The following is an 11,921-nucleotide window of genomic DNA, read 5'->3' on the forward strand; positions in this document are numbered from 1 at the left end:
CGGCGGGGCCGGGATCAGCGGCGCGCCGCAGTGCGCGCCGCCTCCACGGCACGCTCCAGTGAGGACCGCGCGGTCTGCTGGAACGGCGCGAGCCAGGGGACATGACCGGCCTTGGTCATGTCCGCCTGCAGCAGGACCAGGTCGTCGGCGAGCCCCAGCGCACGGAGCGCGGCGCGGACGTAGCGCTCCTGGAAGTCGTCGTCGCACTCGTCGGCGAAGTGGTCGGAGGTCGCGCCGCGCGCCGTGGCCACCACGGTCCGTCTGCCCGACAGCGGGCCCAGGCCGGTCTCGGGGTCGACCAGCAGCGGCGGAATGGCCACCCGGTCCAGCCAGGCCTTGAAGACGGAAGGGACGGAGAAGTGGTAGAGCGGCAGTCCGATCAGCAGCACGTCGGCGGCGAGCAGGGCGTCGATCAGCTTCCAGCTCACCCGCCACGACCTGCGCTCCTTCAGGGTGCGGAACGCACGGCGCGCCTCGTCCAGGTCGCGGGTGCCCGCGGCCTCCAGCCGGCTCACCGTCTCCACGTAGGCGGCGTCCACGTGCGGCACCGGGTCTCTGGCCAGGCTTCTGTAGAGATGTCTGCCCTCGGGATGCGCCACGCGCCACGCGGCGGCGAACTCCGCCGTGATCTGTGCCGAGACCGACTCGGGGCGCGGGCTGCAGTCGAGATGGAGAAGAGTGGGCATGCCGGGACGACTCCTCGATACCGAGCGGAATGTGTGCAGTTACGTCATTAAATCGGTTGACTCCGCCCGGTGTCTCTGGATCAGGAGTGGCATTTGACGACGTTCGACGTTAGTGGAAGTGACGGTAGACGCCGTGCTTGATGTCCGGAAACTCGTGCTGCTGCGCGAGGTCGAGGCGAGGGGATCGATCGCGGCCGCGGCCGAGGCCCTGAACTACACGCGCTCCGCGGTCTCCCAGCAGTTGTCCGCGCTGGAGGCCGAGACCGGGACGGAGCTGGTCGACCGAGGCAGCCGGCGCGCCTGCCTCACCGTGGCCGGGCGGCTCCTGGCCGGGCACACCGAGCGCGTCCTGGCCGACCTGGAGGCGGCGGAGGCCGAACTGCAGGCGATCGGCGGCCGGGTGAGCGGGGAGCTGCGGGTCGGTGTGCCGTTCCACGAGGGGCCGGCGCTCATGGTGCCGGTGCTCACACGTGTGCGCCGTGAGCATCCGGATCTGCGGATCACCCTGCAGGGGCTGCCGTCGGGCCGGGCGCGCACGGCCGTCCGTCTCGGCCAGGTCGACCTGGTGCTGGCGGTGCGCTACGACCAGGTGCCCGAGCCGTCCGTTCCGGGGCTGCACGAGGAGCCGCTGGCCGTCGACCGGGTGCGGCTGGTGACCGCCGTGGGCGACGGCCGGGACGAGATACCGGACGGCGAGCCGGCCGCACGGCCGCCGGCGCTCGCCGACTTCGCCGACCGTCCCTGGATCCTCGCCGACGGCTCCGGACTGCGTGACGTGGTGCTGCACGCCTGCGCCGCGGCCGGGTTCGTCCCGGACGTGGTGGCGCGCACGGGTGACGCCCAGGCCGTGCTCGGACTGGTCTCCTGCGGCTGGGGCGTCTCCCTCATGCCGGACCTGGTGCCCGAGCGGGCCGGCTACCCGGTGCGCCGGATCGCCCTGGACGGGCTCCGTCTGCGGCGGCACCTGTCCCTGGTGGTGCGGCGCGGGACCCTGAAGCGGCCCGCCGTGGCGGCCGTCATGGCCGCGGTGCGCGCCGCGGTGGACCTGCTGCCCGGGCGGTGCGCCGACGGTGAGCGGGAGCCGGACGGAGGGGACGGAACCGTCCGCGACGGGTGCCCGGACTGCTGAATCGATTCTTCCGTGCGGGCGGGAGCGGGCGCTCTCGCCTCACGGCCGGGTGTGCGCGGTCGCCCGCGCGACGTCGCGTGCGCGCGCCGGACGGACCCTGCCCCGTCCGGCGCACGCACGCGTCAGCCCTCGATCAGCTCGTGCAGCAGGGCGGTGTCGAAGACGTCCTCCATGACGGCCACCCGGCCGTCGCTCAGGGTCCATGAGTGGACGAACTTCAGCCGCTCGGTACGGCCGCTCAGCGAGGTGACGTCGCGTTCGCCGAACACGACGACGCGGTCACCGCACTCCACGAACTCCTGCGGTTCCAGCCGCATGCCGCCGAGCACGCGCGGCACCCGGGCGAGGAACTCCCGGACGCCGGCGTGACCGTGCTTGACGCCGCCGAGACCGTAGGCGGACATGCTGTCGGGGTGCACCCAGCGCACGTCGGGCGCGAGGGTGCCGAGCAGGGCCGGCAGATCGCGGGTGTGGAAGGCGCGGTAGGCGGAGCGGATCAGCTCGGCGTTGGGCGACGCCTCGGGCCGGTGCGGGTGCGTGGCCCCGTCGGCGGCCGCGGGCGTGGTACGGAGCGGGTCGCGGTTCATGGGCGTGGGTGCTCCTCAGACTCGGGCCGAACGGCGGACGTACTGGGGGAAGTGGGCCCGGAGGGTGTCGCGGACCCCGTCGCGCCAGGAGACGGTGCAGGGGCCGGTCAGCGCCCGGCGCAGGGCCGGGTCGAACCGGTATGTCTCCCGGGTGACGGGACTCGGCGTCAGCTTCGCCGGGACGCCGGTCAGCTCCGAGAGGTACCGCACGCAGTCGGTGACGCCGACCGCCTCGTCGCCGCCCCAGTTGACGATCCTGGCCGGGACCGCGGCGGCCGCCCACAGCGCGGGCACCTGCGCCACCAGGTCGTCGGTGTGCAAGGGGGAGAACCAGTTCTGTCCTGTCACGGGGACCGGGATCTCCTGGCCGGCCAGCATGCGCCGGAAGTACAGCATCGGCACCCCCCCGTAGCCGCCGGGGCCGTAGGCGATGTTGAGCCGGGCGATGGTGGTGGGCAGGCCGAGCACCCGGGCGAAGGCGCGGGCCGCGCCCTCGGCGGCGAGCTTGCCGACCGGGTAGGCGGGCAGCCAGTCCGCGACCGCGTCGACGCGGTCGGTCTCCGTGTAGGCGTGGTCCAGGCTCTGGCGCGCGTAGAGGGCGCCGGTCGAGACGTACAGGAACGACTCGGCCGTGCGGCAGTGGTCCATCAGCAGGCCCGTCGCCACCGCGTTGATCTCGGCGGCGGCGTGGCAGTCGCCGTCCTCGCCGCGGTGCACCGCCGAGTGCAGCACGTGGGTGAAGTCCCCGGGCACGTCCCGCAGCGCGTCGCCGGAGTGGTCGGCCATGTCCCAGCGGCGTGTGGTCAGGGAGCTGCGTTCCAGTTCCTCCCGCACGCCCGGGGCGCCGAACCGCCCCAGGCACCAGACCTCGTTGTGCTCGGCGAGTGCCTCCGCCACGGGCCGGGCCACTTGGCCTGTGGCGCCGGTGACCAGGATCTTCTTGCCTTTCAGCATGTCTGTTCGTCCCCCATGGATGTGATGCCGCCGGCCGCGGCGCGCGGCCGTGTTCAGTGGGTGCGGTGCGCGTCGCGGCGGGCCGCGTCGGCGTCTGCCATCGCGCGGTCCAGTTCGTCCCGCAGGATGGCCTGGAAGGCCGCGACGTGCCGCGGGCCCATCAGGGTGTAGTGCTCGCCGGGCACCTCGATGTAGCGGTTGGGCCCGGTGGTGTGCTCGTCCCAGCGGCGCAGTTCGCGGGCCAGCCAGTCCTCCTTGGTGCCGTGCAGCGGCGTGGCGTAGAAGACGCTCATCGAGGGCACCGTGCCGGTGGGCCGGTAGTCGCGGCCCAGGTCGGTCAGGGCGTCGGCGAGTGCCGCCCAGTTGCCGAACCGCTCGGCGTCCAGATCGAGTTCGGCCAGCCGGTCGGCAGGGAAGAGGCGTACCAGGCGGTCGATCTGCTCCTCGGCGGGCAGGCCGCGCAGCCGGCCCGGCAGTTCGCGGGCCTGCCCGCGGTCGACGAGGGCGAGGAAGAACGCCAGGTTGACCGCCGTCTCGGTGAAGTCCAGTTGCTCCATGCGGTACTTGATGTGCGGCGGCAGGTTGAAGCTGCCGACGAAGTCGACGCGTTCCCCCCGCGCGCGCAGTTCCTTCGCGATCTCGAAGGCCACGGCGCCGCCGAAGGAGTACCCGGCCACCGCGTAGGGTCCGTGCGGCTGGCGGGCGCGGATCGCCTCGACATAGCTGTCCACCATCTGCTCGAAGGTGGCGAAGGGCTTTTCGCCGTCCTCGAAGCCGCGGGCCCGCAGCGCGTAGAACGGCCGGTCGCCGACGAAGTACTGGGCCAGGTTGACGAAGACGAGCACCTCGCCCACCCCGGGATGCACGCAGAACAACGGTGTCTTGGCGCCACCGGTCTGCATCGGCACCACGGGGTCGTAGGCGGGCGCGCCGCTCGCGCGCGGTCCGTCCAGGCGCCGGGCGAGCGCGCGGACGGTGGGCGCCCGCAACACGGTGATCACCTCCAGCCCGGGGGCGTCCAGGCACTGGGCGACCCGGCTGCGCAGCCGCAGGATGTCGAGCGAGGTACCGCCCAGGTCGAAGAAGTTGGCCTCGGCCCCGACCGCCTCCGGCTCCAGGCCGAGGATCTCGGCGTAGATGCCGGCCAGCGTCCGCTCGGTCGGCCCGGCCGGGGGAGTATGACCGCCGAGCATGCGTGTGGCCAGCTCCCGCACGGCCCGCACGGCCCGGTCGTAGCCGCCGGCTTCCAGCCGGCGGCGCATGAGAGCGCGCTGGGTCTTGCCGAGGCTGGTCTTGGGGAACGCCTCGCGGTGCAGCGGCAGGATCAGCGAGGGGCGGAAGCCCCAGTGCAGCACCACCGTGCTGCGGATCGCCGCGAGTGCCTGGTGCAGCGCCGCCTCGTCGCCGTCGGGGACCTCCGGGTGGAAGGCGACCACCAGACGCTCGGTGTCGTCCCCGGACGTCCGGGTGGGGAAGACCGCCACGTAGGACCCGGCCACCCCGGGCAGCTGCTCCAGGACTGTCTCCATCTCGTGGCTGAAGTAGTTGACGCCGTTGACGATGACGCTGTCCTTGCTGCGGCCCACCAGGGTGAGCCGTCCCCCGTCGATCCGGCCGAGGTCGCCGCTGCGGAACCAGCCGTCGGCGGTGAAGGCGTCCGCCGTCGCCCCGGGGTCGTTGTGGTATCCGGGCGTGATCATCGGGCCGGTGAGCTGCAACTCGCCCACCTCGCCCTCGGGCAGCGGCTGGTCCTCGTCGTCCACGACCCGGATGCGCAGGCGCTCGACGGGAGTGCCGAGGCTCGCGAACTCCTGGCCGCGGTCCGCGCCGGGGAAGGCGCCGGCGGAGTAGACGCTGCCGGCGCAGGTCTCGGTCATGCCGAAGGCCGGCCACAGCGCGTCGCGGGCGAGGCCGTCGGCCGCGAACCGGTCGAGGAAGGCCTCACCGGTGGCGCAGACGACGGCCTCGCCGCCGCTGATGATGTGCCGCAGGCGGCTCAGGTCGAGCCGGTCGTCCTCGGCGGCCGTGTCCGCGGCCCGCTCACGGCCGGCCGCGGCGAGGATCGCGCCCAGCAGGAAGTTGGGTGTGAAGGTCATCGTCACGCCGTGCCGGGATATCAGCCGCAGGAACTCCAGGGGCCGGTCCAGGACGACGCGGGGTTCGACGTGCACCTGCCGGCTGGCCGTGGACAGGGGCAGCAGGTGGCCCTCCAGCAGGGCGGCCACGTGGTCGAAGGAGACCCAGTTGAGGCTGGTGTCCGCGGGGGTGAGCCCGTGGTGGCCGTTCTTGGCGGCCATGGAGGCCAGCAGGTTGGCGTGGGTCAGCACGACCGCCTTGGCGTTTCCGGTGGACCCGGAGGTGAGCACGAGCACCGCGGTGTCCTCCGGTGCGGCACCGGTGTACGGCTCGGCCGGCTCGGCCCCCCACAGGTCGCGCAACGCGCTGACGGAGAGGCCGTCCAGCGCCGGCAGGGTGGCCTCCCGGCCGGGGTCGGTGACGAGCAGCGGTCCGTCCAGCAGGGTGTGCGCGTGGCGCAGTTGGGCGGCCCACCGCTCGGGGTCACCGGCCGGCGCCACCATCGGGCAGGGCACGAAGCCGCCGAGAACCGCCGCCCAGAAGGCGGTGAGGAAGTCTCTGGGGCGCTCCAGGAGCAGAACCACCTTGTCCTGGGGGCGCAACCCGCGCCGGCGCAGCCCGCCGAGCACCCGCAGCGCGTCGTCGCGCAGTTCGGCGTAACTCTGGTCCTCGTGCCCGGCCGCCGCTCCGCCGTGGCAGTGCCGGACGCCCGAGTCGGCGTGCTGCCGGGCCGCGTGCAGCAACAGGTCGGCGATGGTCCGCCGGTGCGTGGTGTTCACGGTGGTCTCCCTAGCCTGGTGGCGCGCCGGGCGCCGCCCGGTGCGTCGAGAAGGTGTGTTCCGGACGTGCCGTGATCGGTGGAAGTCCCGACTCGAAATTTGAATTCGAAAGCATTTTTCGAGGGTCGGATGCCGGAATCGTCGAAAAGTCGCGCGGAAGGTGCTTGCTACACGCAGTTAATCGGTTTGGCTGATCATCAAGGGGGCGTCTCGTCCTCCGCGGCGCCCGAGGTGCCCCGGAACGCGGTGCATTACGGCGTGCCCCAGGGGGGCCGAGGCGTGGATGCGATGTGTGTCACCCCTGTGCGTCCCGTGTTCAGGGTGTGACCGTAGGCGAGAGTCGGTTCACAAGGTGAGACGGATGGCCGCTTACGGTCAGGGAGACCACGTTACGTCACGGTAACGAAGCGCTTGGTCACGAGAGGGGGAAATTGAAGTTCCGTTTCCGGGCTCGCGTGCAGTTTGCTGACAATGCGCGCGGCAGTCGTCCGGATTCCTGTCGGATGTCAGTCTTCGGCTGCGGGTAAATGGGACTCTGTGTCAACAGGGGAACGCGCGTTGACTTTAGATATGGCCTGAACTAGTGTCGTCACGCTAATGATCTTCTTCTGGTCGAAGCGAATTCTGGAAGAAGTTCCGCCTGTCGGGTTGAAGAGGGCGAGTCGGGCGTGCTCGCGACGACCGACTCCTGACGTCACCGAACCGGCCGGGACTTCACAGGCGTGGGGGGCGTCTATGTCGGAGATGATGATTGAACGGGCAACCGTGGGCGGGCCGGAACCGGCCCTGGACCACGCGACCCATGTCGAACGGGCGCTGCTCCAGGCCGGTGCGCTGATCCAGAGCACCGTCTCCATCCACCGGCAGCGGCTGGAGGAGCCGACCCCGGTGGCCCGCACGGACGGCGCGGCGCCCGGCGAGGTCCTCCGGGCGCTCATCGCGCCGGCCCGGCACACGGTGTGCGCGCTGCTGACCGAGGTCGGCGAGTTCACCGACGTCGTCGTCCGCTTACTCGCCGAGGCTCCCGCGCACGTGACCGTCCGGGTCCTGTGCACCGCCGAAGTGGCCGACGCCGCACTGGCGCCGCTGACCGGCGGCGGCCCCTGCGTGGTACGGGTCTCGCGCAGCGAACTCCGCGCGGTCGTCGTCGTCGACGGCGCCGCCGCCGTCATGCGCGCCGTGGAGAGCAGCGCCGGACCCGACCTCGTCGTGCACGACGCGGCCACCGTCCGCGCCCTCGAACTCTTCTTCGCCAGCGCCTGGTCGCGCGGGCGCGGACTGACCGACCACCTCCAACTGAGCCCGCGGCTGCGCACCGAACTCGTCCGCAAGATCCTTCAGTGGCTGCGCGCCGGCCACACCGACGAGACGGCGGCGCGGGAACTGAACGTCTCCCTGCGCACCTACCGGCGCTACGTCGCCGAGATCATGCGGGAACTGGACGCCAGTTCCCGGTTCCAGGCCGGGGTCAAGGCCGTCGAGTTCGGACTGCTGTCGGAGTAGTGCGCGCCGCGCCGCACACGTGCCCGGCGGGACAGGGCCGACCCCGCCGGGCGGAGCCGAGACACCGGAAGAGGGTGGAAGACGACGTGCCCCACAGGGAAGACGACGAGTTGGAACGCTCCCTGCTCGAAGTCCAGGAACTGATCGAGACGACCGTGGCCCTGCACCGGTCGCGCAGCCGCCAGGAGAGGCTGATCACCATCCTGCCCCACGACTACGAGGCCGTTCTCGACCGGGCGGAGGAACTGATCACCGGCGCCCGCCGCAGCATCGACATCGTGCACGCCCGCCGGCGCGGCTCCGACGAGGAGACCGGGCGCACCGAGCGCGACCTCATCTACGGCGCCCGTGAGGGAGTGACGGTACGGCTGTTGTCCAGCCCCGAGCTGGTCGACGAGGACTACGTGCGCGAACAGCTCGGCCGGCAGTGGCCGGTCGCCATCCGCATCGCCCGCATCCCGCCGCTCCAGGCGCTCATCGCCGACCGCCGCACCGCCCTGGTCGTGGCCCAGTCGGCGGTGGGCCGGCGGGCCTCGCTGATCCGGGTGCCGGAGGTCCTGCACGCGCTCGCCACCCTCTTCGACAACGTGTGGGCGCAGGCCGTCCCCGCCGGGGAGCGGCTCGTCTTCGGCGACCGGCAGCGCGCGGCGCTGGCCCGGCGCATCCTGGGCGCGCTGCAGGCCAGCGTCACCGACGAGGTCGCCGCACGTGAACAGGGCATCTCCGTGCGCACCTACCGGCGGCACGTGGCGGACATCATGGCGCTGCTCGGCGCCACCTCCCGTTTCCAGGCCGGTGTGCGCGCCGCCGAGCTGGGCCTGCTGCCCCCGGCGACCCGGCCCGGCACGCCCCGCCACGGCGGCGCCTGACATCGTCGTCGTCCGCCGCGGACGCCCTCGGTCGGAGCGGTGGGCACGTGCGCCGTGCCTCGCTGCGTGGGCACTGGGTGCCACGGGGCGCGGCGCCCGGCGCCCGGCCGGGCCAGGCTGGCATCTTCCTGAAAGGCGCATTGCCGCCCGCTCGCCCGGGCCAGTTCCATGGGGCGCGGTACGGGGCCCGAACGGCCAGGAAGGCTCCGTACCCGACGGCTGGTCCCCCCTTCGTGACAGTCGTCGGCGTACGGGGGCCGGGTCACCCGGAGGGGTGACCCGGCCCCACCGAAGACGTCGCGCGGAAGGCGAGCCCATGAATCGAGTACCGGTCGCCCTCGTGTTCCCCGGGCAGGGGACGCAGAAGCAGGGGATGGGCGAACCCTGGCGGGACACCGCCTCCTGGACCCTGACCGAGGAGATCTCCGCCGCCACCGGCGAGGACCTCGCGGAACTCCTGCTGCGCACCCCGACCGAACAGCTGCGGCGCACCGACCTCGCCCAGCTCGCCGTCTTCACGGTCGCCGTGATGGCCCACGCCGAGGCGGTGCGGGCCGGGAGCCTTGACGGCCCCGTCGTCGCCTGCGCGGGCCACAGTCTCGGCGAGTACTCCGCCCTCACCGCCGCCGGGGCCCTCGGCGTGCGCCGGGCGGCCGAACTCGTCGCGGTGCGCGGCCGGGCCATGCGGGAGGCCGCGCTGGCCCGCGAGGGCACCATGGGAGTGCTGGTGGCCGCGCCCCTCGACCAGGTCGACGCGCTGGTGGCCGAGGTGCGCGCCGAAGGCGCCGACGTCTGGGTCGCCAACGTCAACGCGCCGGGCCAGACCGTGGTGTCCGGCTCCCCGGAGGGCGTCGCCGCGACCGGCGAGCGGGCCGCTTCCATCGGGGGCAGGATGCTCCGCCTCGACGTGGGCGGGGCCTTCCACAGCCCCTTCATGGCTCCGGCCGCCGAGGCCCTCGGCCGCGAACTGGGCAGGACGGAGTTCGCCCCGGCGCACCGGCCGGTGGTCGCCAACGTCGACGCCGCGCCCCACACCGACGGCCGCGTCTGGTCACGGCTCGGCGTACAGCAGCTCACCTCCCCGGTGCGCTGGGAGGAGAGCGTGCGGACCCTGCGGCGGCTGGGCTGCCGGCGGCTGGTCGAACTGGGCCCCGGACGCACCCTGGCCGGCCTCGCCCGGCGGATCGACCCCGCAATGGAGGCCGTCTCCGTCGACGGCCCCGCCGCCCTCCTCGCACCGCCGGCGGCCGGACGATGAGTGTCACGACCTCGCAGCGGACGCGGATCAGCGGCATCGGGGTGCTGGACAAGGCCTCGACCCTGCTCGCCGTGGTCGAGGGGGGCCCGGCGTCGCTGGCCGAACTGGTCGCCGTCACCGGGTTCGCCCGCCCGACGGTGCACCGCATCGCCTGCGGGATGGAGCAACTCGGCCTGCTCGCCCGTGACTTCCAGGGGCGCTTCGTGGTCGGGCCGCGGCTGGGGAACATCGCCGTCGAGGTCCACCAGGACCGGCTGGCCAGGGCGGCCGCTCCGGTCCTGGAGGACCTGCACGCGCTGACCGGACTGCATGCCCGGCTCTTCCGGCGCCACGGCGCCATGCAGATCTGCATCTCCACTTCCGACGAGCGCACCGGGGACGCCGATCAGCTGCCGGTCGGCACCGCCCGGCCGGCCACGTCCGGTCCGGTCGCCCAGGTGCTGCTCGCCTGGGAGGAGCCGGGAACCCTGTACGAGGGGCTGCGCGGCGCCCGCTTCACGGCCGCTCAACTGGCCGTGGTCCGGCGGCGGGGATGGGCGCACGGCCCCGACCCGCTGGTGCCGGGACGGGTCTGCACGGCGGTGCCCGTGTGCGCCCCGGGCAACCGGGTGGTGGCCGCGCTCGCCCTCACCGGCCCCCAGGACCGCATGGCGGGCCCGCGCCGCCAGCTGCTCGGCGCGGCGATCGACGCGGCCGGCGAGCTGGGCGACGGTCTCGGCCGGGCGCGCGTGGGCCGCCGCCCGGCCCCGGGGTGACGCGCGGCGTGGCGGCGGCGCCCGGCACGCGCCGGGGAGACCGGCGGCGACGTCCCCGGCGCCTGCCCCTACGGCAAGTCTCCGACCGGACGCCGGACGCCGGACGCCGGGCCCGGCGGCCCTGCCGTACGCCGGCGCGTCGGCGCCGGACCGCCACGCCCGGCCGTTCACTCGCAGCCGTGCTGCCAGTTCCAGCCGACGAACGTGTGCTTCAGCTCGACGTCGAACGTGCACTGGGCCGTCCCGTCGGCGTTGAGCCGCACCGAGGAGTGGTGGCTGTTGGCGTACCAGTCGCCGCTCGCGTCGAAGATGCCCTTGTACGTGAAGGACGCGTCCGCCACGGCGTTGACGGCCGTACAGTCGGTGGCGCAGTCCTGGCTGCTGGCAGCGGACTTGAGCGACCAGCCGGCGTCCCACGGCTCACGGTTGAAGCCCTGGGTGGCGCCGGTGGCGGCGGTGGTGATCCGGCCGTCCGCGATGTTCCAGTCGGACGTGGTGTACAGGCCCGTCATCCGGATGTTGCAGCAGTCGAACTCCTCGTTCCAGCTGCGGACGTGACGCGTCGTCGCCTCGGCGGCCGCGAGGGAGTCCGCCGTGGCGGCCCTGGCCGGGACGCGGCGCACCGGGCCCGGGTGCGGGGCGCAGTCCGCACCGATGGTGACGGTCTGCTCCACGGCCGTCCCGGCCGGCGGCACCGGCAGCGAGCCGGTCAGCCTGACCCCGGCGCAGGAAGGCGCTGTGCCGGCTCCCTCCGTGGGCGCGGCGGCGGCCGTTCCGCCGAGGAGGGAGAAGGCGCCGACGACGGCCAGCGCGGCGCAGACGAATCCTCTGTTCAATTCCTCGTTCCCTTCTTCGAGTTCTTCGATGTGGGAGCGTAGGCGCCGGATCCGTCGATGAAGTCGGTAGCCGAGAAGGTTGGCAGGAAGGTGAAAGGGCGGCCGGGCGACGGCCCCCGGCCGGTCGTGGCACTTTCCTGCCAGGGCCGTTGGCCGGGCTGGGACGCGGTGTCACTGTCGGCGTCGGACACCGCGCTCCGAAGGTGTCGCATTCTTCTTCCCCACCCGCCCGGAAGGGAGTGTCCGATGGGCTTCGCCCACGCACGGGACGAGCACGCGGCCGGAATCCGGAATGCGGCGGGCGCGCGAGGCGAGGGGAGTCGGCCATGACGATGCGGGACCGGGTCAGCGAACTGGCGCTGCTGCGCGAGGAGGTCCTCGGGGGCGTCCCGGCGGCGACCGCGGCGCAGCACGCCAAGGGCAAGCTGACGGCGCGGGAGCGGATCGAGCTGCTCCTGGACCCGGGGTCCTTCCAGGAGGTCGAGCAGT

Annotated in this window: 11 protein-coding genes; 6 read left to right on the forward strand and 5 right to left on the reverse strand. The window is 73.1% G+C overall.

What is annotated here, in order from left to right:
- Window positions 1-14: 14 nt before the first annotated feature.
- A complete protein-coding gene (locus tag AB0N63_RS06110; protein ID WP_365524699.1) occupies window positions 15-686 on the reverse strand; it encodes an NAD(P)H-dependent oxidoreductase in 672 nt (223 codons plus the stop codon).
- A gap of 133 nt (window positions 687-819) precedes the next feature.
- Here AB0N63_RS06110 and AB0N63_RS06115 point away from each other — a divergent pair, with 133 nt between their 5' ends.
- Complete coding sequence (locus AB0N63_RS06115) at window positions 820-1,815, forward strand: LysR family transcriptional regulator (protein WP_365524702.1); 996 nt, start codon at window positions 820-822, stop codon at window positions 1,813-1,815.
- 122 nt (window positions 1,816-1,937) lie between these two features.
- Here AB0N63_RS06115 and AB0N63_RS06120 read toward each other — a convergent pair whose 3' ends face one another.
- The 3 genes from AB0N63_RS06120 to AB0N63_RS06130 are packed head-to-tail and all read right to left on the reverse strand — an operon-like array spanning window position 1,938 to window position 6,211.
- On the reverse strand, window positions 1,938-2,402 hold the full coding sequence (locus tag AB0N63_RS06120; RefSeq protein ID WP_365524705.1) for a nuclear transport factor 2 family protein: 465 nt from the start codon (window positions 2,400-2,402) through the stop codon (window positions 1,938-1,940).
- A 15-nt stretch (window positions 2,403-2,417) separates the two neighbouring features.
- Window positions 2,418-3,356: an NAD(P)-dependent oxidoreductase gene (locus tag AB0N63_RS06125; protein WP_365524708.1), complete on the reverse strand. Its 939-nt coding sequence runs from the start codon at window positions 3,354-3,356 to the stop codon at window positions 2,418-2,420.
- A gap of 53 nt (window positions 3,357-3,409) precedes the next feature.
- On the reverse strand, window positions 3,410-6,211 hold the full coding sequence (locus AB0N63_RS06130) for a non-ribosomal peptide synthetase (RefSeq protein WP_365524712.1): 2,802 nt from the start codon (window positions 6,209-6,211) through the stop codon (window positions 3,410-3,412).
- A gap of 747 nt (window positions 6,212-6,958) precedes the next feature.
- Between AB0N63_RS06130 and AB0N63_RS06135 the strand changes: the two genes are divergently transcribed.
- The 4 genes from AB0N63_RS06135 to AB0N63_RS06150 all read left to right on the forward strand — a co-directional run bounded on the left by AB0N63_RS06135 (window position 6,959) and on the right by AB0N63_RS06150 (window position 10,596).
- On the forward strand, window positions 6,959-7,714 hold the full coding sequence (locus AB0N63_RS06135) for a helix-turn-helix transcriptional regulator (RefSeq protein ID WP_365524715.1): 756 nt from the start codon (window positions 6,959-6,961) through the stop codon (window positions 7,712-7,714).
- Between the two features lie 86 nt (window positions 7,715-7,800).
- The gene (locus tag AB0N63_RS06140; RefSeq protein WP_365524718.1) at window positions 7,801-8,583 is read left to right on the forward strand and encodes a TrmB family transcriptional regulator sugar-binding domain-containing protein; all 783 of its coding nucleotides are present in this window, start codon (window positions 7,801-7,803) and stop codon (window positions 8,581-8,583) included.
- Window positions 8,584-8,899: 316 nt separating this feature from the next.
- Window positions 8,900-9,841 carry an ACP S-malonyltransferase gene (locus tag AB0N63_RS06145; protein WP_365524721.1) on the forward strand — a complete coding sequence of 314 codons (942 nt, stop codon included), beginning with the start codon at window positions 8,900-8,902 and terminating at the stop codon, window positions 9,839-9,841.
- Window positions 9,838-10,596, forward strand: a complete 759-nt coding sequence (locus AB0N63_RS06150) for a helix-turn-helix domain-containing protein (protein WP_365524724.1) — start codon at window positions 9,838-9,840, stop codon at window positions 10,594-10,596. The genes AB0N63_RS06145 and AB0N63_RS06150 overlap by 4 nt, the downstream gene beginning before the upstream one ends.
- 167 nt (window positions 10,597-10,763) lie before the next feature.
- Here AB0N63_RS06150 and AB0N63_RS06155 read toward each other — a convergent pair whose 3' ends face one another.
- The gene (locus AB0N63_RS06155; RefSeq protein WP_365524727.1) at window positions 10,764-11,432 is read right to left on the reverse strand and encodes a hypothetical protein; all 669 of its coding nucleotides are present in this window, start codon (window positions 11,430-11,432) and stop codon (window positions 10,764-10,766) included.
- Window positions 11,433-11,758: 326 nt separating this feature from the next.
- On the opposite strand from AB0N63_RS06155, the gene AB0N63_RS06160 reads away from it, so the two are divergent.
- A partial coding sequence (locus AB0N63_RS06160) for a carboxyl transferase domain-containing protein (RefSeq protein WP_365524801.1) occupies window positions 11,759-11,921 on the forward strand: 163 nt, incomplete at its 3' end.

Source organism: Streptomyces sp. NPDC093260, assembly GCF_040683715.1.
Lineage (GTDB): Bacteria > Actinomycetota > Actinomycetes > Streptomycetales > Streptomycetaceae > Streptomyces > Streptomyces sennicomposti.